The sequence below is a fragment of the Vibrio sp. 1727 genome (assembly GCF_033344415.1).
GTDB lineage: Bacteria > Pseudomonadota > Gammaproteobacteria > Enterobacterales > Vibrionaceae > Vibrio > Vibrio alginolyticus.
In genome coordinates, this window is record NZ_JAWPOT010000007.1 from 102,884 (window position 1) to 123,072 (window position 20,189).

21 protein-coding genes are annotated in these 20,189 nt (G+C 41.9%); 8 read left to right on the forward strand and 13 right to left on the reverse strand.

The features are described from left to right. The first annotated feature begins 290 nt into the window (after nt 1-290). The 4 genes from R8O10_RS09230 (at nt 291) to ttcA (ending at nt 3,685) form a co-directional block, all read left to right on the forward strand. Nucleotides 291-1,088: a hypothetical protein gene (locus tag R8O10_RS09230; RefSeq protein ID WP_318191323.1), complete on the forward strand. Its 798-nt coding sequence runs from the start codon at nt 291-293 to the stop codon at nt 1,086-1,088. Then, entirely contained in the window at nt 1,081-1,917 is an 837-nt protein-coding gene (locus R8O10_RS09235) for a glucosaminidase domain-containing protein (protein WP_318191335.1), read from the forward strand. The genes R8O10_RS09230 and R8O10_RS09235 overlap by 8 nt, the downstream gene beginning before the upstream one ends. Before the next feature lie 13 nt (nt 1,918-1,930). After that, complete coding sequence (locus R8O10_RS09240) at nt 1,931-2,593, forward strand: DUF2987 domain-containing protein (RefSeq protein ID WP_318191324.1); 663 nt, start codon at nt 1,931-1,933, stop codon at nt 2,591-2,593. A gap of 198 nt (nt 2,594-2,791) precedes the next feature. Beyond that, entirely contained in the window at nt 2,792-3,685 is an 894-nt protein-coding gene (gene ttcA, locus R8O10_RS09245) for a tRNA 2-thiocytidine(32) synthetase TtcA (RefSeq protein ID WP_206957988.1), read from the forward strand. A 128-nt stretch (nt 3,686-3,813) separates the two neighbouring features. Here the strand turns inward: ttcA and uspE are convergent, their stop codons facing one another. The 10 genes from uspE to ccoN all read right to left on the reverse strand — a co-directional run bounded on the left by uspE (nt 3,814) and on the right by ccoN (nt 12,815). Then, nucleotides 3,814-4,761 carry a universal stress protein UspE gene (gene uspE, locus R8O10_RS09250; RefSeq protein WP_005377500.1) on the reverse strand — a complete coding sequence of 316 codons (948 nt, stop codon included), beginning with the start codon at nt 4,759-4,761 and terminating at the stop codon, nt 3,814-3,816. Nucleotides 4,762-4,941: 180 nt separating this feature from the next. Beyond that, nucleotides 4,942-5,688, reverse strand: coding sequence for an FNR family transcription factor (locus R8O10_RS09255; RefSeq protein ID WP_005377497.1), 747 nt, complete (start codon nt 5,686-5,688; stop codon nt 4,942-4,944). A gap of 90 nt (nt 5,689-5,778) precedes the next feature. Then, nucleotides 5,779-6,459 carry a sulfite exporter TauE/SafE family protein gene (locus R8O10_RS09260; protein ID WP_017634899.1) on the reverse strand — a complete coding sequence of 227 codons (681 nt, stop codon included), beginning with the start codon at nt 6,457-6,459 and terminating at the stop codon, nt 5,779-5,781. 8 nt (nt 6,460-6,467) lie between these two features. Beyond that, the gene (ccoS, locus tag R8O10_RS09265; protein WP_005377493.1) at nt 6,468-6,632 is read right to left on the reverse strand and encodes a cbb3-type cytochrome oxidase assembly protein CcoS; all 165 of its coding nucleotides are present in this window, start codon (nt 6,630-6,632) and stop codon (nt 6,468-6,470) included. 15 nt (nt 6,633-6,647) lie between these two features. Then, entirely contained in the window at nt 6,648-9,011 is a 2,364-nt protein-coding gene (locus tag R8O10_RS09270; RefSeq protein WP_318191325.1) for a heavy metal translocating P-type ATPase, read from the reverse strand. Nucleotides 9,012-9,015: 4 nt separating this feature from the next. After that, entirely contained in the window at nt 9,016-9,492 is a 477-nt protein-coding gene (locus R8O10_RS09275; RefSeq protein WP_005377489.1) for a FixH family protein, read from the reverse strand. A 105-nt stretch (nt 9,493-9,597) separates the two neighbouring features. Next, complete coding sequence (gene ccoP, locus R8O10_RS09280; RefSeq protein WP_005377487.1) at nt 9,598-10,572, reverse strand: cytochrome-c oxidase, cbb3-type subunit III; 975 nt, start codon at nt 10,570-10,572, stop codon at nt 9,598-9,600. Then, nucleotides 10,572-10,745 carry a cbb3-type cytochrome oxidase subunit 3 gene (locus R8O10_RS09285; protein WP_005377485.1) on the reverse strand — a complete coding sequence of 58 codons (174 nt, stop codon included), beginning with the start codon at nt 10,743-10,745 and terminating at the stop codon, nt 10,572-10,574. Before R8O10_RS09285 ends, ccoP begins: the two co-directional genes overlap by 1 nt. A gap of 9 nt (nt 10,746-10,754) precedes the next feature. After that, the gene (gene ccoO / locus R8O10_RS09290) at nt 10,755-11,375 is read right to left on the reverse strand and encodes a cytochrome-c oxidase, cbb3-type subunit II (protein ID WP_005377475.1); all 621 of its coding nucleotides are present in this window, start codon (nt 11,373-11,375) and stop codon (nt 10,755-10,757) included. A 12-nt stretch (nt 11,376-11,387) separates the two neighbouring features. Further along, on the reverse strand, nt 11,388-12,815 hold the full coding sequence (gene ccoN, locus R8O10_RS09295) for a cytochrome-c oxidase, cbb3-type subunit I (RefSeq protein WP_005396488.1): 1,428 nt from the start codon (nt 12,813-12,815) through the stop codon (nt 11,388-11,390). Nucleotides 12,816-13,072: 257 nt separating this feature from the next. Here ccoN and R8O10_RS09300 point away from each other — a divergent pair, with 257 nt between their 5' ends. The 3 genes from R8O10_RS09300 to R8O10_RS09310 all read left to right on the forward strand — a co-directional run bounded on the left by R8O10_RS09300 (nt 13,073) and on the right by R8O10_RS09310 (nt 16,435). Further along, nucleotides 13,073-13,429 (forward strand): hypothetical protein, encoded by a 357-nt coding sequence (locus R8O10_RS09300; RefSeq protein ID WP_104975322.1) that lies wholly within the window; start codon nt 13,073-13,075, stop codon nt 13,427-13,429. A gap of 113 nt (nt 13,430-13,542) precedes the next feature. After that, nucleotides 13,543-14,724, forward strand: coding sequence for an FIST signal transduction protein (locus R8O10_RS09305; RefSeq protein ID WP_104975323.1), 1,182 nt, complete (start codon nt 13,543-13,545; stop codon nt 14,722-14,724). After that, nucleotides 14,714-16,435, forward strand: coding sequence for an ATP-binding protein (locus tag R8O10_RS09310; RefSeq protein ID WP_318191326.1), 1,722 nt, complete (start codon nt 14,714-14,716; stop codon nt 16,433-16,435). The genes R8O10_RS09305 and R8O10_RS09310 overlap by 11 nt, the downstream gene beginning before the upstream one ends. A gap of 620 nt (nt 16,436-17,055) precedes the next feature. Here R8O10_RS09310 and R8O10_RS09315 read toward each other — a convergent pair. The 3 genes from R8O10_RS09315 to matP form a co-directional block, all read right to left on the reverse strand. Continuing rightward, the gene (locus R8O10_RS09315; protein WP_025766620.1) at nt 17,056-17,379 is read right to left on the reverse strand and encodes a hypothetical protein; all 324 of its coding nucleotides are present in this window, start codon (nt 17,377-17,379) and stop codon (nt 17,056-17,058) included. A 114-nt stretch (nt 17,380-17,493) separates the two neighbouring features. Next, nucleotides 17,494-17,805 (reverse strand): DUF3634 family protein, encoded by a 312-nt coding sequence (locus R8O10_RS09320; protein WP_005377468.1) that lies wholly within the window; start codon nt 17,803-17,805, stop codon nt 17,494-17,496. 15 nt (nt 17,806-17,820) lie between these two features. After that, nucleotides 17,821-18,270, reverse strand: coding sequence for a macrodomain Ter protein MatP (gene matP / locus R8O10_RS09325; RefSeq protein WP_005396497.1), 450 nt, complete (start codon nt 18,268-18,270; stop codon nt 17,821-17,823). A 210-nt stretch (nt 18,271-18,480) separates the two neighbouring features. Between matP and R8O10_RS09330 the strand changes: the two genes are divergently transcribed. Continuing rightward, nucleotides 18,481-20,121: an AAA family ATPase gene (locus R8O10_RS09330; RefSeq protein WP_053303052.1), complete on the forward strand. Its 1,641-nt coding sequence runs from the start codon at nt 18,481-18,483 to the stop codon at nt 20,119-20,121. Nucleotides 20,122-20,189: the final 68 nt, after the last annotated feature.

The following is a 20,189-nucleotide window of genomic DNA, read 5'->3' on the forward strand; positions in this document are numbered from 1 at the left end:
TTCTTATCTTGAAACAGAAATAATTTTGCAGGAAAAAGCCATCATTCCTTACCATACTGTTTTTATGAGATTAATTGGCATCTAGACACAGTTTGATAGCACTAAACTTTGTTCAACAATTGTTTCAATTTCATGACCTTGAAAGTGGTTAATTATCAACCATACAGTTGAGATTGCAAGGATTGTAGGTGAGTTGTGATGTTAGATGTGGAAAGATTTCTTTATAATGACGATTACATTAATTGACTGGAATTCCAGCCAAAATTTTACAAGTTAGTCTTGGATAAACTATGAACGACGATTTTGAGAAAGATTTCAATCTTGGGGGGAGTGTAGAGCGAGCTTTGTCTGGCAACTACGAGCTTAAAGCTGGCGCGGTTTTTAACGAAGCTTGGCGAGCAACCATCCAGCACTTTTTATCATTTTCTCCTGCCATTATTGTATTGCTTTTTGTCCAGTTAGGTATTTTCTATATTGCATTAAAACTGCAGTTGGGCGATTTGAGCGTTATTCTTGATGCATTTGAGAACCCAGAGTCGTTCACAAACGATATTGTGTCTTCTATTTATGTCGCGAATTTCAGTTATGAGGTGATTAGCGCACCAATTTATGCGGGGATCAGCTTGATGGCTATGAGCCATATCGCTGGCCTAAAGACTAAGTTGCGCCATGTTGGAAAGGGGTTGCAGTTCACCATTCCTGTTATTCTAGCAACGCTCATGAGCTTAATGCTACAAGGTGTGGTTGGTATGATTTTTCCTTTACTGTCGCTGTATCTTTCCTTGGCATTTAGTCACTCTATTTTGTTGATTTGTGAGAAAAGGGTGCCACCAATGCAAGCGTTGCTGTTATCACTTCGCGCAATCAACAAGAAGATTTTTGTGGTCGCGGGGCTTTACTTAGGCGTGATGTTAATGTTTATTATTGCAGCAATGTTCTACGGTATTGGCTTGATTTTTGTGCTGCCATTCTTCTTCCATTTGAAAGGCATACTCTACCGCGAAATGTTTGGAATTAAGCTTAAGATCGTTACAACACAGAAAAACGATAATGATCACGATGGTAACTCACAGGTGTTTGATGCCTAATTCTTTGAAATCAATAAGTTTACGAGTGGCGGCAACCTGTATAGCCGCCACTTTTATTTCTACAGGCCCATATTTACACTACGAGAAACAGTTTAAATATGTGGAAAATCCTGACGTACTCTCTGGCAAGATTAAGCATGTCGATTTATCACACTTGCCATACATCGGTGATATCCCAGACTTCAATTCAATAAAAGATACGAAAGAGAAAAAAGCTGCTTTTTTTGATTTTTTAAGGCCTAAAATTGCTCTTGAGAATCAACGAATTCGTCATGAGCGGGCCTTTCTTACCTCTTTAAAGGTGGGACAAGTGACGCAAGAACAACAAGAGTATGCTCAGCGGTTATCATCTCTGTATTCGTTGCCCTTGAGTAACGATAAGATTGATCAAGCATGGCTAGACGAGATGCTTGTGCGAGTGAACGTCTTACCTGAAGCCTTGGTTCTAACTCAAGCGGCAAATGAATCTGCGTGGGGCACTTCTCGTTTTGCTACTCAAGCAAACAACTTGTTCGGCCAATGGTGTTATAAAAAGGGCTGTGGAATTGTTCCAGCGCAACGTGGCGCTAACAAAGTTCATGAAGTTGAAAAATTCGATTCTGTACAACAGTCTGTTCATGGCTACTTTATGAATGTTAATCGAAACCCAGCGTATGCAGACCTGCGTGAAATCAGAACATCTCTGGCTGAAAAGAACAAGGGCTTGTTAACGGTTGCAACCGCGTCAGAGTTAACGCATGGGTTGCTAGCCTATTCTGAACGTGGCATCGCCTATGTACACGATCTTCGCGCTATGATTCGTCATAACAACGCCTACTGGACGCAATAAAATAACGGATAAAATGAAAAAGTTAAGCCTAAGTCTATTGGGAAGTGCGGCGCTAATTCTTGTATCGCCGATAACCCAAGCTCAAGAGTACATGTTCACGTACTCAAAGTTATACACTCAACTAAAAAACAACAATAAAGAAGGGCATGACGATGTGAAAGTTGGTGTCTTTTTTGTGGACGCAAAAACTAAGCAAATTTGTACGATAGAAAAAGCTTGGATGGAAAAAGAAGAGCACTATGAAGAGTTTGTTATCCCTGCTTCACAAGAGTTGCCTTTACCAGTTGATAAAAACTTAAAGTCAGCAAATCCGTTGGTTTTTGTCGATACCCCAAAAGATACACGTTGCGATTACTCACTTGTCGTGATGACCAAAGAACCATTACAGGGTAACGTTTCTTACGACCAACTTAAGCCTCTTCTACCTCAAATGCAGACGATGCTGGAAGATTTAGGCGGTATGTTTGCGGGTTGGTTTACACCGGAGGTTCAAGGTGTGACGATGGAGTTTGCAAATCAACTGAATGATAAAGTGATTTTCTCAAACGGAACCGAAAAGCCAATTGTCAATGGCAAGATACAAGTCGCACTAAGTGAAATAGGGCAAGGTGGCACAATGTCACTACCAGAACCGACGATGCGAGTGTTACCTTATCTACCTAACGCAAAGAAATGAACACTGAACGTTTAGAAAGGGCTGCAATCGCAGCTCTTTTTTAATTTTGACCGTAACTAAAGTATCTTTCACACTCTTTTCTTAAAGACTCAATAAGACAAACATTTAATCCTGCGTAAAAAGCTCGTATAATCCACGCCCCAAAGAAACCCATGTTAGGAAGTCCTAGTCGATTTATCGGCGATGTGAGAGCCCGCAATGAACCAAATAGATACAAGAAAAGAAACCCTAGAATTCAACAAGCTTCAGAAACGCCTAAGAAGACATGTTGGAAATGCCATTACTGATTACAACATGATCGAAGAAGGCGATGTTGTAATGGCATGTATTAGCGGTGGTAAAGATTCATTCGCGATGCTTGATATCCTGCTGAATCTTCAAAAAGCCGCACCGATCAAATTTGAAGTGGTTGCGGTAAACCTAGACCAAAAACAACCGGGCTTCCCTGAGCACATTCTGCCAGAGTATTTCGAAACACTGAATATCCCTTACTATATCGTCGATAAGGACACGTATTCCGTCGTAAAAGAGAAGGTACCAGAAGGCAAAACCACTTGTGGTCTGTGTTCACGCCTGCGACGTGGTACGCTGTATTCATTTGCAGAGAAAATTGGTGCAACTAAGCTTGCGCTAGGTCATCACATGGATGACATCGTCGAAACAATGTTCTTGAACATGTTCCACGGCTCTCGCCTTAAAGCGATGCCACCAAAGCTACGCTCTGATGATGGCCGTAACGTGGTCATTCGTCCATTGACTTACTGTCGTGAAAAAGATTTGATCAAATACGCTGAGCACAAGGATTTCCCAATAATTCCGTGTAACCTTTGTGGCTCTCAAGAGAACCTTCAGCGTCAATCTATAAAAGCAATGTTGATTGAATGGGATAAGAAGACGCCAGGGCGTGTGGAAGCAATTTTTAAATCAATTCAAAACGTAAGCCCAAGCCAACTAGCAGACCGCGAATTGTTCGACTTTGTTAACTTACCGCTAGAACGTGAAGGTAACCGCGAAGAGTATGAATTTAATGAGGCTGTCGTTTCTTCGACGAATATTGATGAATCGATGTTCATCGATGTTACGAACATCTAACTCGTAAAAAAGGAGGTCAATTAGACCTCCTTTTTTGTACCCAACGCTTTAACTGTTCCCAAACAAAAATCCCCCTGTATTCGGGGGATTTATTAGCGCGCTCAATACATAGCAATACTAAGGAGAGATTAGGTTGCTGTATTTGGATCGAGAGGACTAATGTAACCTTTTGGTTTTAGAGCCAACACATCGCAATTTATTTTATCAATTACGTGCTCCGCTGTATTACCAATAAAGACAGCAGAAAGCCCAGTTCGCCCTGTAGTACCTAAAATAACCATTGCAGCATTTAAGCGCTCTGCAGCTGCCGGAATGACATCTTCAGGTAAACCTTGCTCAACTATCGTTTGTTCTTCATCAAGACCATGTTTTTGGCGTAGTGCTTTCATAGCCGTTAAATGATGACCTCGCACCGCATCGGTATAAGTCGTTGGGTCAAATTCAGGAAGTTCAATCGTAATGTTCGCCGGTGTAACGGGGTAGGCGTTAACAAGATATGGCTTGGCCTCAAGCCGAGTGGTGATTTCTTTTAATCGCTCGACCATCGTATCGTTGAGATCAATATGAGTCGGGTTTTCTGAGCCCACATGTACTGAGGCAAGGATACTTGCTTGTTCCGGCCAAGCAGCATTCTTAATAAGAAGCACTGGAATAGGGCATTTTCGCAACAAGTGCCAATCTGTCGGTGTGAAAATGACAGACTCTAAAACATCATGCTTACGTGTGCCTTTGATGACTAGGTCATGATTGCCTGCGTAGACTTCAGCAATAATCGCCTCATAAGGGCGGTTGTGCCAGACAACACAAACATCAAAGTCGAAGCCATCGTTTAGGTATGGTTGAGCAATTTTACGCATCCACTGCTCACGCTGATGAATGACACCTCGACGCATAGCATCTCTTTCATCCACTGACAGCATTGACGTCATGTCATACGAGAAATCGTAAATGGATAAAAAGAAAGTGATTCGGCTTCTAGATACACTTTTCTGAGCTAATTGAACAGCTCTTGCAAGTGCGGGCTGCTCATCATTATTGATGTCAGCTACAACAAGGATCTTACTGTATATACTCATAACTAAGCCCACTTCTATTGCAAAACCAGATACTGAATGTAAATTAAATCAGTATTTTGGAGTACTCACCGTACATTTTTACTGTAGCTTAGTTTGGAGAACTTTTTGAGGACTTTCGAAAGGAATTTATGAGAAATATGATGTAGCTCATTTTCGAGCTACATCAATAATTAGGGTGTATTATTCTTTAGTTACACCAGCAAGTTCCATCAATGCATCGTGGTCTAAGATAGTGATATATTTACCTTTTACGCTTAGGATCTCTGATTTCTGGAAACGACCTAACAAACGACTGATCGTTTCGACTGTAAGACCAAGGTAGTTGCCAATATCACCACGAGTCATAGTTAAACGAAACTCTCTAGGGCTGAAGCCACGCTGAGAAAAACGCGTTGATAGGTTGTAAAGGAAAGCAGCTAGTCGCTCTTCTGCATTCTTTTTAGAAAGAAGCAAAATCATTTCCTGATCACCTTTAATTTCGTTACTCATCAAACGCATGATTTGCTGGCGAAGCTTAGGCATCTTACCCGATAGATCGTCTAAAATTTCGTATGGGATTTCACATACCATCGACGTTTCGAGTGCTTGAGCAAAGCTAGGGTGGGAGTCACCAGTGATAGCATCGAAACCGACTAAGTCTCCAGCTAAGTGAAACGCTGTGATTTGCTCATCACCTTGCTCTGTGATCGTATAGCTCTTGATGGTACCAGAGCGGATAGCGTATAGCGATTTTAGCTCATCACCGGCCTTAAAAAGCTCTTGTCCTTTTTGAATAGGCTTCTTACGTTCGATGATTTGGTCAAGCTGATCAAGTTCTGCCTCATTTAGAGTGAACGGGATACACAGTTGACTAATGCTACAATCTTGGCAATGAATGGCGCAACCGCCTGATTGGATACGCTTTGTTGCAGGTTTTTCAGAAATCATAACAACCTTTCACTATTTGATATACATCAATATTTTAGCATCGCTTAATCCTAAAGGGTAGCAAAAATGTCACCTCAATAGAGTTTAACGTTATATGAAACCGAGTAACGCTAAGGCTCCTACAGCGGTATACGTACCATAGCCAATAAGGATTAATGCTGAAATATTTCTAAATATTAATGATTTTTGTAATTTCTGAAAATGATTGGCACCGTATCCAATAATAAGCATTGCAGGTAGCGTTCCGAGCCCAAACGCAAGCATAATTAGGCCGCCGTTCATCGCACTACCAGAAACCGCCGACCAAGTAAGCGCTGAATAAACTAAGCCACATGGTAACCAACCCCAAATAAAGCCAAATGGCAACGCGTGAAGAGGATGCTTTAGTGGCAACAGATTCTTCCCTGCCGGCGAGATAAAGCGCCAGATATACTGCCCTAGCTTTTCTATTAAAAGTAAGCCTTGCCACCATTTAGCAATATACAGCGCGACCAGGATCATGAATAACGCAGCAATCAGCCTTAACCAAGCAAGAGAGTGCGTTAACCCACTAAGCTCAGATAAACCTGATATAGCACCACCCACTAATGCACCTATTAAGGTATAACTGATCAATCGTCCGAGGTTGTAGAAGAGAGGGATAAGAGGGGTAGTTTTATTTTTAGCAGAAGAGCCCATGGTAAGTAGAGACGCGATACCACCACACATACCCATACAATGACCGGCTCCTACTAAGCCGATCATCAACGCACCGATAAAATCAGGAGTCATAAAAGTCGCTACTTTTTATCACTATTAGATTGGTCTTCTTCGTCGAGAAGAATGTTGTGCCCTTGCCGTTCAAGATCTTCAAACTGATCGCTTCTTACCGCCCAAAGAAAAACGGCGACAGCAACACAAACGAGAACGATAGCGATGGGAATCAATATATAAAGACTTTCCATGTTTGCTTTCTCTACTTATTTCTCTTTGAGCAGGCGCAAAGAGTTAGATACAACGATAATTGAGCTTGCAGACATGCCAACTACTGCAATGTAGGGAGCCACTAAACCTGCGACCGCCAAAGGCAAAATTAACAGGTTGTAACCCAAAGACCAAGCCAAGTTTTCTCGAATAATCTTTCTTGTACGCAGTGCAAGCAAACGTGCTTCTAGTAGCTTTTCGAGATTATCCCCAAGTAACGTCATATCTGCAGAAGCTTTAGCGACATCTGTACCACCGCCCATTGCGACAGAAAGGTGAGCTCCGGCGAGAGTCGGCGCGTCATTGATTCCATCACCAACCATCATAGTGATACTGTTTTCGTCCAAGCTCTTAAGGTATGCAAGCTTATCTTCTGGCTTTGCTGACGCGACGATGTGATCGATACCAATTTCATTCGCCACTGGTTGGGCGTTTGAGAGAGAATCACCAGTTAGCAGGGTTGTCTTAATTCCAGCGTCAGCAAAACGTTGAATAAAGGCTTTGCTTTCTTTTCGGATAGGGTCGCGGTAGTAAAAGCTAGCGACATGCTTGCCATCAACCGACAGATAGACCGCCTGGCTTTCACCACTTTCTTTGCCTTGAACAAAAGCAGCACTACCTATCTTAACGATTTTGCCATTCCACATACCCTCAATCCCTGAACCAATCACGTTTTGCACGTCAGACACGATAAAGTCATCATTGGTGTAAGTTGCAAAAGAACGAGCGATAGGGTGGTTTGCATGAGCCTCTAAAGCTGCAGCTAGTGATAGACAATCTTTCTGTGGGAGATCACTAAGTATCTTTGTTTCACAGATCTCAATATCACCTTTCGTTAGAGTGCCTGTTTTATCTACAACTAAGTGGTTGATCTTACATAGTGTCTCAAACACATGGCCTTTACGAAGTAAAATGCCAAAATTACCCATTCTAGAGGTAGCACAAGTGAGTGCGGTCGGTGTGGCCAGAGATAGCGCACATGGACACGTAGCGACTAGCACAGACAGCATGATCCAAAACGCATCATCTGGTTTTGTTTGATGCCAGTAAAACCAAGTACCAGCAGAGATAATAAGAATCACACCAACAAAGTAACGGGCGACAATGTCTGCAATTTCCGCAATTTTAGGTTTGGAGTGTTGAGCTTCATCTTGTAAACGCACGATGTTAGAAATCATTGAATCGGCCTTTGAGCTTACTACCTCAAGTTCAAATGATTCGTCTCCGTTTAGCGTTCCCGCATAAACAATATCGCCTTCTCGTTTCACAACATGCACTGACTCACCCGTTAGCATGGATTCATCAATATGAATACGGCCTGAAATAACTTTACCGTCAGCGGGGATATGTTCACCAGGTAGAACGCGAATACGAACGCCAACTTTTAGCGTCTTCACGGGTATCTGATCACCGTCCAGCGTTGTAGCAATTGCCGGAATCAACTTAAGAAGGTTACCACTCGCTGCAGCAGCTTTGCGACGAGCGCGCATCTCTAAGAATCGACCTACTAACAAAAAGAAGGTAAACATCGAGATAGATTCAAAGAAGACTTCGCCTTGTTCAGTTACTGTTGCAACTAAACTTGCAACATAGGCAAAGATCAACGCAATAGAAACCGGGACATCCATACCAAGGGTTCGGCCTTTGATACTGCGCCATGCGTTTAAGTAAAATGGAAGAGCGGAATAAAGCAAAACAGGAGTAGCAAAAATCAAACTTACCCAACGAAAGTAACTTTTAAACTCTGGCTCTAAATCACCAAAGACTTCGAGATACAGTGCAACGGCGAGCATCATGACCTGCATGGTTGCTAAACCTGCAATACCTAGCCGATATAGATATTGCTTCATCATTCGATGGTAAGAGGCTTCTTGCTTATCTGCTTCAAAAGGTGCAGCTTTGTAACCAAGTTTATGAATAACGGAAAGGAGCTCGCTTAACCGTACCTGAGTTTTATCCCAGGCTAGTAACGCTCGATTGGTGGTTGTATTAACACGGATAGATACCAACCCGGCCGTATTAGAAACTTGCTTTTCGATTAACCACGCACAAGCGGCACATGAAACGCCTTCCAAAGAAAGGGTTACTTCAGAAACATTTTCGCGATTTCGTACGAATTCAGATTGTACATCCGCATTGTCATAATGAATTAAAGCTTGGAGTTGCTCTGGTACTAGATCTGCCTTTTCTGCAGGCGCAGTGCGGTATTGGTAATATGAGACAAGACCACTATCGACAATAGTCTGCGCCACAGTTTCGCAGCCCGGACAACACATGTCGCGAATTTCACCCAATATTTCTACTTTGAAATCCGTGTTGGCTGATACATCTTCACCGCAGTGATAACAGGATTTACACATATGCTTACTTCATTAACGGTGTTGAAGAGGCAGGAAACTCAACTTTACCTTGGATCATCCATTGCTTGTCGTGTGGTTGTAGTTCAACAAACCATGGCCCTTGAATAGATTCCTCAGCTTTTAGTCGGTAATTACCAGATGCATCCGCTGTTACAAGCTTTGTGAAGTCACGATCAGGAAGAGTACGATGAGTGAAAGTGGCCGTTAGAGCAGGGTAATGAGGTAGCTTCCCTTTAGCGAAAACAATCACAACATTGTTATTTTCAGAGGAAATCTCAGCGTTAAGACCTAGGTCACGAGCGACATTCATTTTACTAATATCGATATTAATGCCTTTGCCTTTTTTATAGTAATCCTCGGCGACTAAAGAAACAGAGTTGTTCGAGAAAACGACCACAGTAATCACAGTCCAAACTACGACAGTAAGAGGAAGGATGATTAGGAACCACGGCCAAAATTGTTTATACCAAGGCTTTACCATAAAAAAGTTCTCAACAGCTAAATGAAAAAATGTAAGGCGTTAAATTTAAAGGAAAGACAGCCCCTATGAAAGGGGCTGTTATTGCTATGTTACGTAATATCTCAGTTACTTACTCTCTGAGTTACTTAAACTCCAGACATATGAGGCAACGAGCTGAACTTTATCTTCACCCAAAATGTCTTTCCACGCAGGCATTACGCCTGAGCGTCCGTTCATTACGGTTTCTGTTACAGCTGCACGAGAGTCACCAAATAACCAGTCTTGGTCTGTAAGGTCAGGCGCACCGACTGCAGGGTTACCCTTACCATCGGTACCATGACAAGCAGCACACACTACGAAGCGTGCTTTACCTGCCGCGGCTTCACGAGCATTTACTTTACGACCAGATAGACTAAGTGTGTAACTTACAACTTCTTGAACACCTTGCTCACCAAGGGCATCTTTCCATGCTGGCATTTGACCAATACGGCCGTGCATGATGGTTGTAACGATCGCTGCTGGCTCGCCACCATATAGCCATGCATCATCAGTCAGGTTAGGGAAGCCTTTCTGACCACGTGCATCAGAGCCATGGCATTGAGAACAGTTTTGCAAAAACAAACGCTGACCAACTTTTAATGCTTCAGGATCTTGCGCAATTTCAGGAATTGGGCGTAGACCACTGTCATTGTGCGCAAGTTTACGGAATGCTTCGCCGAAGTAAGCGTCGGCATCATCCAGTTCTTTTGCATATTGGTTTAGTTGCTTGTTCTCTTGTGCTGCAGCGATGGCTTCTTTTGACTCTTCTAGTGAGCGAACGGTTTGAGCCGAACTCTGCCAGTTTAAAAAGCCCTTGAAGCTACCTAGACCTGGGAATAGGGCAAGGTAAACTGCTGCGAACACAAATGTGCTTACAAACAGGTAAGTCCACCACTTTGGTAGAGGGTTGTTTAGCTCGCGAATACCATCGTACTCGTGGCCCATGTCTTCCCCTTCCTCGACGCCCATTTTATCTTTAGCGCACCAAGTCAGGAGAATCGCACAGCCTACTAGCGTACCGACAGTAATCACGATAATCCAGAGACTCCAGAATGTAGTCATTACTTCTTCACTCCTTGGTTATTAGGGGTCTTTTGTTCTTCGTCAGCAAACACCAAGTTGGCATCTTCTTCAAAGCGTGCTTTACGCTTTTTACTAAATGCCCACCATACGATGCCAATAAAACTAGCGAAGAGTACAACGGTATAAATACTATGAATTGTACCGAAATCCATATGATCCCCTTACTTCATTGCATGACCAAGAGACTGAAGGTAAGCGATGATTGCATCCATCTCTGTTTTACCTTCTACTTCTTTAGCCGAATTCGCGATCTCTTCATCAGTGTATGGAACGCCGAACTGATCACGAAATAGCTCAAGTTTCTTCTGAGTTAGCTTACCGTCTAAAACGTTTTCAGCTAGCCACGGGAAACCTGGCATGTTTGACTCAGGTACAAGCTCACGAGGATCTAACAGGTGAACACGGTGCCATTCGTCAGAATAACGACCACCAACACGAGCTAAATCCGGGCCTGTACGCTTAGAGCCCCAAAGGAATGGGTGTTCCCAAACACTCTCACCAGCAACAGAGTAGTGACCGTAACGTTCAGTCTCTGAGCGGAAAGGACGAACCATCTGGCTGTGACAAACGTTACAACCTTCACGGATGTAGATATCACGGCCTTCCATCTCCAAAGGAGTGTAAGCACGCAGATTTTCTACAGGTTCAGTCGTTTGCTTTTGGAAAATCAGAGGAGTGATCTCTACAAGAGCGCCCCAACTGATAGCAAACACGATAAAAATAGCCAACAAACCGACATTACGTTCTAAGATTTCATGGCGATTATTAGAATTATTACTCATTCTTAAATCTCCTTATGCCGGATGTGGGATAGCTTTTAGGCTTTCTTTTGGTGCACTTACCGTTTTGTACGTGTTATATGCCATTAGGAACATACCAGATAGGAAGATAAATCCGCCTAGGAAACGTACAAAGTAGAACGGATAAGACGCTTCTACAGACTCAACAAAGCTGTAAGTTAGCGTACCGTCAGAGTTAACCGCGCGCCACATAAGACCTTGCATTACACCAGAGATCCACATCGCAACGATGTAAAGAACGGTACCGATTGTTGCTAGCCAGAAATGCACATTAACTAGACCAACAGAGTACATACGCTCCTGGCCAAATAGGCGAGGTACCAAGTGATATACAGAGCCGATAGAAACCATCGCAACCCAACCTAACGCACCAGAGTGAACGTGACCAATGGTCCAGTCTGTGTAGTGAGAAAGTGCGTTAACCGTCTTAATCGACATCATCGGGCCTTCAAAGGTAGACATACCGTAGAACGACAGTGAAACGATTAGGAAACGTAGGATAGGGTCATAACGAAGCTTATGCCATGCACCAGATAACGTCATAATACCGTTGATCATACCACCCCAAGAAGGAGCAAATAGAACCAGCGACATAACCATACCTAGAGACTGAGTCCAGTCTGGTAGCGCTGTATAATGAAGGTGGTGAGGGCCAGCCCAAATATATAGAGAAATAAGTGCCCAGAAGTGAACGATAGATAGACGGTAAGAATAAACAGGACGTTCAGCTTGTTTAGGAACGAAGTAGTACATCATACCTAGGAAACCAGCGGTCAGTAGGAAACCTACCGCATTGTGTCCATACCACCACTGAACCATCGCATCCACTGCGCCCGAGTAAATCGAGTAAGATTTACCGAGTGACACAGGAATAGCCATGCTGTTCACGATGTGAAGTACTGCTACTGTGATAATAAAGGCACCGAAGAACCAGTTTGCCACATATATGTGTGACGTGTTTCGTTTCACCAGTGTGCCGAAGAACACCACCGCATATGATACCCATACTAGCGCAATTGCGATATCAATAGGCCATTCTAGCTCAGCATACTCTTTACCCGATGTTAAACCGAGAGGCAAAGTAATGGCTGCTGCCAGGATGATTGCTTGCCAACCCCAAAAGGTGAAGGCAACGAGTGGGCCACCAAAAAGACGTGTTTGACATGTGCGCTGTACAACATAATAAGACGTTGCGAACAGAGCACTGGTACCAAACGCAAAAATTACCGCATTAGTATGCAGTGGACGTAAGCGACTGTACGTCAACCACGGCGTATCAAAGTTTAGCTGTGGCCAAACTAATTGAGCGGCAATCAAAACACCAACAGCCATACCAACTATGCCCCATAAAATGGTCACAAGGGTAAATTGGCGAACGACTGTATAGTTGTAGTTTTGTTCAAGCTGCTTTACTTGGCTCATTTGCATGCTTCCAATTTCTAATTAACTACACTTTTACTTCCAACACGACTTGCGTCGTAACACCACCCAAGTAAACTCTAGAATTCAAGTGTTATCATCACCTTATTTCCATTGCTGACTTTAATAAAAAGTGGCATTTTCAGCGTGACACTATACTTGAATTAACAATTCAATGACAGGGTAGTAACCTTACTGGACCTCTGGAAATCATTTTTTATTTAAAAAGTTTGAAGTTTGTAACAAGGATATTAGTAATTATGCCTGCACAAAAGTTAACAAAGGCGCGACTTGCACAAATCTTAATCATGCTCAGTGTTTTAATAGGCGCATTTTTCTGGCGTACCTTTACACACGAGAGTGTTAATAGCGTTGACTGTTCACAAAAAGAACGATGCGATGTAACAATTGAAGGAGAAATAATCACGATTAATCGTGACTCAATGGGAATTTCGCTCGAAACGATAGAAAGTAGCACTCTAAAAATTGATCTAAATCAATCTGGTAATTTTATCAATCTCAACGAGAAGCATAAGTCAGTAGAATGGGACATCATTCCTGAATCGAAAAAAATCACCTTTAAAAAAGGTGAAAACATTGTTGTAGTTCAATTATAAATACGATCTATCACGAGATAATCGTAACTTATTAATGAAATTAACACCTTCTTACCTAGAGAAAATTGGTTGGAATGGTATAACAGCAGAGTGATATCCAATTATAAAATCGTATGCATTGCCAATCAGTTTTTACTCATATTAAAGATGAAGACTCAGCGATAAAAACGCTCAGATCCGAATTGACACAACAGAACTTGTCTTACGTGATGTGTTACTACACGGAAGAATACAATTTCGAGTTGATTCGAGAAGCGTTTCTTGCGCATTTTCCTGGTGTGCCTTTTCATGGCGCCAGTTCATGTCAAGCCGTAATGACAGATCAGGGCTTTCATACAGGCCCAGTAATTGCGGCACTTGCTGTTTATGATACAGGTCCTCATGCTTATGGTACTGGTATTTCTAATCACAACTCAGGTGACAGCGTCACCAAGGCTTTGGATATGGCCCTTGAGAGCGCTAACCGTGTAGGAGAGGTACCAAACTTAATTCTACTTCATGCCACACCAGGGCAAGAGGAATCAATTATTGCGTCTATAGATGAAAGATTTGGAACTCTAATTCCAATTATTGGTGGTTCGGCCGCTGATAATAACATCGCTGGGAAATGGTCTGTGATAACCGCCCAAGGCTCTCAAACTTCAGGTTTAAGCTTAACTCTCTTTTACTCCTCTCAACCTGTTGATATCGCTTTTAGCGCTGGACATACACCAACTAATATCAAAGGTGTTGCAACCAAGACCAACGATAGATGCTTACTTGAAATTGATAACGAACCTGCGCTCAATGTTTATAGAAGGTGGACAAATCACCAGGATAACCAAGTAGGTAAAGATAATATGCTGTTTACAAACTCGAGTGCTTATCCATTAGGGCGGATCGCAGGTCATCTCTATGATCGCCCATATTACAAGTTATCCCATCCGATCCGTGAGACACAAGATGGTGGAATCGAGTTGTTTACACGAATAGAAAAGGGTGACGAGCTCACATTAATGAAAGGAAGTCGTGAGCATCTAGTTGCGCGCGCTGCAAAAGTCGTCAATGCCGCTTTTAACCAAAAATTAGAAGAGTCTCGAAAAATTGGAGTGATAAATATCTTTTGCGCAGGTCCCATGTTGCACTTAATGCAAGACATGAATAGCGTTTGTGAACAAATTAACCAAGAGCTAGAACATTTGCCTTTTATTTGCCCTTTTACTTTCGGCGAGCAAGGTAGATTTATTGGTGGTGAGAATGGACATGGAAACCTGATGATTTCATCGGCTATATTCCATAAACCTTATGAAAGATAAATACTTAGACATATATCAACAGGAAGCGCTTCAAGAAGCGTTAGTTGAGCTAAAGCAGGCTAGACAAAGAGAACGACTACTCGCCGATGAAAACAAGGCCATTCTTTCCGCGATATCTGCGATGAGTGAGGCAAAGAATCGGCATGAGATATTTACGGGATTAAACAATGTCCTCAAAAAGTACATCAACTTCGATGATTTTATTGTACTGACTCGTGATGGCGAACGATATCCCTTCAGGACATTGATATCAACTAATAGCGTATTTGATAATGTATCCTGGTTACACGGTAACACCTATCAAAGAGCTCTCAATGGTGAATGCATTCTACTGTTCGAGCCAGATAAACTCGCTGAGTTTGTTAACTTAAACAGCTTTATAAAAAGCCATGTAAACTCGGTCGTTTTAACTGGTATACGTTCAGAAGTAACGCAAACCGTAATCCTACTTATTGGAGCTCAGAAAGGGCACTTTAGCATAGAGAATAAGGAAACCTTGAGGCGGTTTCGTCCCTTAATTGAAAGGGCGGTCATTGATATCGAGACCAAAGAGAAGTTACAACGTATCGTTGAGGTAAGAACAACTCAGCTCGCTAAAGCAAGAGAAGAAGCAGAGCTTGCGAACCGGTCTAAGTCGGAGTTCTTAGCGATGATGAGCCATGAAATAAGAACCCCTTTAAATTCCGTTCTTGGAATGCTAGATATACTGAAGCAATCAACCTTGTCAGAAGAACAAATTGATGCTTTGAGCCAAATGGAGTGCTCTGCAGAGTTACTTCTCGCGATAATCAGTGACATTCTTGATCTTTCTAAAATCGAGTCAGGTCGCTTTCAGCTCAATGAACAATGGATTAACTTAAGAGACACTGTCACTTTTGTTATTTCTCAGCAAAAACAAATAGCTAAGAAGAAGAATCTTAAATTCAAGCTCAACTGTACTGTCACTAATGACAAACAATTTTGGATTGACTCCACGCGGTTATCTCAAATTCTGTTTAATCTAATAGGGAATGCAATAAAGTTTACAGACGAAGGTGAAGTAAAAGTTTCTGTATCTGAGCAAGATGCTGAACTTGTGATCTCAATATCTGACACTGGAATTGGTATATCTAAAGCAAAGCAAGAGCATTTGTTTACGGCATTTCATCAAGGAGACCGTTCCATCACGAGACGCTTCGGTGGTACAGGACTGGGGCTCGCAATAACCAAGCATTTAGTCGAAATGATGCGTGGCAAGATTGCCGTTAAAAGTGATGAGCATGTTGGTTCAACCTTTACGATTTCGATTCCAGTTTTGACTCGTTGCAATCAAAATCGTCCAGTTAGAATCGAAACCAATCAACCGACAAAAGCAATGGAACTTCTCGTCGTAGAAGATACCGAGTCGAATCAGTTCGTAATAAAGCTTATCTTAAATAAGCTTGGCCATAATGTTCATATCGCAAGCCATGGAGCAGAGGCATTAACATTTTTAGAGGAGAATGAGGATTTAATCGATTTGATTCTCATGGATGTCTCGATGCCAGTGATGGATGGAATTACCGCAACAAGACTTATTCGAGATAAAGGCCTCAAGACTCCAATTATAGCGTTAACTGCACATGCGCTAGAAAGCGATAGAGATAAATGCCTGGATGCCGGGATGAACGGATTCATTTCCAAGCCAGTTAGAAGACAAGATATCTTTGAAGCTATACAGTCATTTCAATAACTAAAAAGGCGTTAATATAGATCTTAACAATCGATAGATTATTAAGATCTATATTAAGTATTTTATGGTAAATAACCATTATGTTTAATACTTACAGTAAGGCCCTTAAATTTAAAATCTGCAGGGGAATAGGAGCATACTCAGACAACATTTAGCGTACGGCTATATGTAATTTAACATAACACATATAATGCGCACCAAGGGGTGGGGTCTCAAAGCAATAATGTCCGGTTTTAGCTACTTTAAAATGTCATCCTAAGATTAACAACATTGTTTGCTTTTGAAGCTTTAACCGAGGTTTCTGTGGACTTGCAATCGCTAGTTTGGTTTGTGGTTATGCTTACGAAGCAAATCAAATCTCTTATTGAAAATTGATGCGCGCTTAGTCCCCGGCTTACTGGCGTGTCCTTCCGTAAGCACCTGAATCAATCTATGTATGGTGATGATGGCCAACTCACTGAATTTGCCATTCAATGGCATCACGATTACTAACTTAAGCGCTACCAAACAAAAAAGCCTTTCATACTCGCCTCGTACAACAGCAAAAATCAGCTAAACGCTCTAATCGCTCCGCAACGAAATCTGCCAAAAATCACGAGCTCAGTTGCGTTCTGAAACATTTATAAGCCTGTGGTTATATGGAGGCGAATGTACTTTTCGGGGTATTTGTAACGATAGCGTTTTCCTTTCTTCAAGTTGGACTTAACGTACCTACACACTTTTTGGTCACCACTGCTGGTTACTCTTTTTATTACTGCGTTTTTACTTTTGTGCTCCATTTCTATCATGACGTCACAATAACCTTGATAGCCATCAAACTTATTGTCTACTTTCTTTTGAAGCTTAGTCTTAATCTTTTTAGCCAACAGGTTCGTTTCTGAATCGTCAGCAAAAACTGAATTACTTGCAAAGATCAATACCATTAAAGTTACAACGTATCTCATCGTTTTGGTCCGTTTATGTTGTTGATTGTTCGATGATAAGTAATTTTTCTGTAGATACGAAAATGGGACGCCACATTGCGTCCCATTTAACATGATGAAGTAACTGATATGTAATTAAGCGCGCTTCTTGCCTTTGTTTGCTTTGAAGCCCTGGTGCGGAAAAACGTTACGAATCCTCTGTTGAACTTTTTTGGGAATGCCTTTGGAAAAGCTTAAGCGCATTCCTGTTCGTTGGCTATACACCTTCATTTCACCAGTAAACGGGTTATGCTCACTAATATCCTGTAAGTTGTGTTTGAAAGAAGGAGGTAGATGCCCTTTTACGTTACTAATATGGCCATTATCGAACTTTACTTTTAACACCGGCCTATCGACTGCGATCAACCAAAAGATCACGATGGCTGCAATTAAGATTACATATAACATTTGGCACTCCCTATCCTAGCTAGATAGCAATTTACTCAAATCCTCTTTAATTGAGGTAACTTTTTGACTCGCTTTTTCACTTCTCGACGCTTCGGAAAGCAAATATTCAATTGCGTCAGATAACGTACAACCAAGTTCATTCGCTCTACTAGAAAGCTTTTCCCAAACTCGGTAATCTAAATCAATGGATTTCTTCTTTGTATGGACTTGCTCTGCATTGAAGTGACGTTTCCGTTTCGCTCGGATAGCCTGCTTGAGTTTATTATCTAACTCTTCTGACATGTGGTTTTCTATCCAAGCTAAGACAAGTGTAGGCTCGTGTTCAAGGCGTTTTAGTTCTGCGACCGCTGCATCTGCTTCGCTTGTATCAATATGTCGGGTAATCGCTTCACCATCTTTCCATTTTTTGATGAGATACTTCCATTTCCACCCACATTCTAGATTCTCAAGCTGCTGATATTTCATTTGTTCCGACCCATAAACATAACCTAGTGACAGCGTAACCCAGATGGTTTACTTGGGCAAATAAAACTCTTAGAAGTATCGATGTTGATCACTCATTTGTCTAAGTATTGTTCATTGAGAGATGAATGCCGAGAGCAAACCAAATTGGTGCTAGGGTGTTATAGTCCGTTTCGTTATAATGTCGGCAAGATTGAATTACGATGAATTTTAATGAACCAACTTAATTGGCAAGACGTAACACCTTCACTTGAGCAGTACGAAGCACTTTTAAAGTCTGCACCTTCGTTACCAAAGAAGTCTTTTACTGAGCTCCAACCGAGAATGTCGGCAACGATATCTCGTTTTTCAAAAATTTCTGGATTGACGCGAGTACTACTCATTAACTGCGTAGATAATTCTGTCTATAGAGAGTTCATCAGTAAAGCTCTTCAGAGCCAGTCTAACGCTGCGATTGTTTTGTCGGAATCACTTGATGCCAAACGCTTATTTGACCGTTACAGTGTCGATTTAAGTGGTGATATTGCCTTCCAACCTGGCTTAATTTCACAGGCAGATAGCGGTTACTTAATTGTACCGGCTAATCTAATTTTGGCTAACCCAGGACTTTGGCCAAATATAAAGTCTGCAATTCAACAAAACCTTATCGAGCCACTGAACCTAAGCCCTACTCGTTTACCTACTTCAGTACCGCAAGCTAAAGCTTATGATGTAAAACTGATTGTAACAGGAGAAAGAAGTCAGTTAGCAGAGCTAGAATACATCGATGAAGACTTCTGTTCTGGCTTTGCCATGTATACGGAAGTTGAAGAAGATATTCATCTGTCAGAGCAGAATTTGACAGATTACTTTGGTTTGGTGAACTGGATATGTTCTCAATATCAGCTGCCTCACTTAACCGAATGTGGTTTTAGAAGATTGTTGCTGGCCGGTATGAGATTTACTGAAGATCAACATTATCTGCCTTTAGGAGTAATGTGGCACTCTCAACTTCTAACGCTTGCCAGCCAGTTCAGTGATGGCCGAGCATTAGATTACAAGTCGTTAGATAAAGCGATTGACGACAAGTATTACCGAGAATCTTACCTTCCTCAGCGTGCCGTGTACGATATTTTAGATGGCCAAGTCATCATTGAGACAACTGGGGAACAAGTTGGTCAAATCAATGGCCTAACCGTTATTGATATGGCTGGGCACCCTGTCAGCTATGGTGAGCCTGCACGAATATCTTGTGTAATTCATTTTGGTGATGGCGATGTTTCCGATGTTGAGCGCAAAGCTGAGCTTGGAGGCAATCTACATGCAAAAGGCATGATGATTATGCAAGCTTTCTTGAGCTCTGCTCTGAAACTGGATGAACCACTGCCTTACTCTGCCTCCATCGTATTTGAACAGTCTTATAGTGAAGTTGATGGTGACAGTGCATCTCTTGCAGAACTTTGTTGCTTGGTGAGTGCTTTATCTGAATCTCCAATTAATCAACAAGTTGCTGTTACAGGAGCTGTTGATCAGTTTGGTCGAGTGCAAGCCGTCGGTGGCTTGAACGAAAAAATTGAAGGCTTTTATCAGGTTTGTAAACATCAAGGTTTTACAGGAAATCAAGGTGTTGTGATGCCAAAATCAAACCTTAAACACCTTGCATTACATAAAGATGTAATAGAAAGCATTAAAAATGGTGAGTTCCATATTTGGTCCGTTTCTACCGTAGATGAAGCTATTCCGATTGTAATGAATAAACCTTTTAGAGGTGAAGACGATAGCATTATTGGCAAAATAGCGGAACGTATTGAAAACTTTGAAAGACATGAGCATCCAGAAGGAATTGTGCAGCGCATCAAAAACTGGTTTGTCTAGTACTGATCGGAGTTGTTTAGCGTACACGTGTTCACTAAGATGCAGCTATCAAAAATTGGAGTAATTGA

What these genes read in the sequence shown, in the direction of transcription:
- ttcA (WP_206957988.1), top strand. Translation starts at nt 2,792, where the DNA reads ATGAACCAAATAGATACAAGAAAAGAAACCCTAGAATTCAACAAGCTT.
- R8O10_RS09315 (WP_025766620.1), bottom strand. Translation starts at nt 17,379, where the DNA reads ATGAGATACGTTGTAACTTTAATGGTATTGATCTTTGCAAGTAATTCA.
- uspE (WP_005377500.1), bottom strand. Translation starts at nt 4,761, where the DNA reads ATGAGTATATACAGTAAGATCCTTGTTGTAGCTGACATCAATAATGAT.
- R8O10_RS09300 (WP_104975322.1), top strand. Translation starts at nt 13,073, where the DNA reads ATGCCTGCACAAAAGTTAACAAAGGCGCGACTTGCACAAATCTTAATC.
- R8O10_RS09305 (WP_104975323.1), top strand. Translation starts at nt 13,543, where the DNA reads ATGCATTGCCAATCAGTTTTTACTCATATTAAAGATGAAGACTCAGCG.
- R8O10_RS09235 (WP_318191335.1), top strand. Translation starts at nt 1,081, where the DNA reads ATGCCTAATTCTTTGAAATCAATAAGTTTACGAGTGGCGGCAACCTGT.
- R8O10_RS09285 (WP_005377485.1), bottom strand. Translation starts at nt 10,745, where the DNA reads ATGGATTTCGGTACAATTCATAGTATTTATACCGTTGTACTCTTCGCT.
- ccoS (WP_005377493.1), bottom strand. Translation starts at nt 6,632, where the DNA reads ATGGAAAGTCTTTATATATTGATTCCCATCGCTATCGTTCTCGTTTGT.
- R8O10_RS09270 (WP_318191325.1), bottom strand. Translation starts at nt 9,011, where the DNA reads ATGTGTAAATCCTGTTATCACTGCGGTGAAGATGTATCAGCCAACACG.
- R8O10_RS09255 (WP_005377497.1), bottom strand. Translation starts at nt 5,688, where the DNA reads ATGATTTCTGAAAAACCTGCAACAAAGCGTATCCAATCAGGCGGTTGC.
- R8O10_RS09320 (WP_005377468.1), bottom strand. Translation starts at nt 17,805, where the DNA reads ATGTTATATGTAATCTTAATTGCAGCCATCGTGATCTTTTGGTTGATC.
- ccoO (WP_005377475.1), bottom strand. Translation starts at nt 11,375, where the DNA reads ATGAGTAATAATTCTAATAATCGCCATGAAATCTTAGAACGTAATGTC.
- R8O10_RS09230 (WP_318191323.1), top strand. Translation starts at nt 291, where the DNA reads ATGAACGACGATTTTGAGAAAGATTTCAATCTTGGGGGGAGTGTAGAG.
- ccoN (WP_005396488.1), bottom strand. Translation starts at nt 12,815, where the DNA reads ATGAGCCAAGTAAAGCAGCTTGAACAAAACTACAACTATACAGTCGTT.
- R8O10_RS09260 (WP_017634899.1), bottom strand. Translation starts at nt 6,459, where the DNA reads ATGACTCCTGATTTTATCGGTGCGTTGATGATCGGCTTAGTAGGAGCC.
- ccoP (WP_005377487.1), bottom strand. Translation starts at nt 10,572, where the DNA reads ATGACTACATTCTGGAGTCTCTGGATTATCGTGATTACTGTCGGTACG.
- R8O10_RS09240 (WP_318191324.1), top strand. Translation starts at nt 1,931, where the DNA reads ATGAAAAAGTTAAGCCTAAGTCTATTGGGAAGTGCGGCGCTAATTCTT.
- matP (WP_005396497.1), bottom strand. Translation starts at nt 18,270, where the DNA reads ATGAAATATCAGCAGCTTGAGAATCTAGAATGTGGGTGGAAATGGAAG.
- R8O10_RS09310 (WP_318191326.1), top strand. Translation starts at nt 14,714, where the DNA reads ATGAAAGATAAATACTTAGACATATATCAACAGGAAGCGCTTCAAGAA.
- R8O10_RS09275 (WP_005377489.1), bottom strand. Translation starts at nt 9,492, where the DNA reads ATGGTAAAGCCTTGGTATAAACAATTTTGGCCGTGGTTCCTAATCATC.
- R8O10_RS09330 (WP_053303052.1), top strand. Translation starts at nt 18,481, where the DNA reads ATGAACCAACTTAATTGGCAAGACGTAACACCTTCACTTGAGCAGTAC.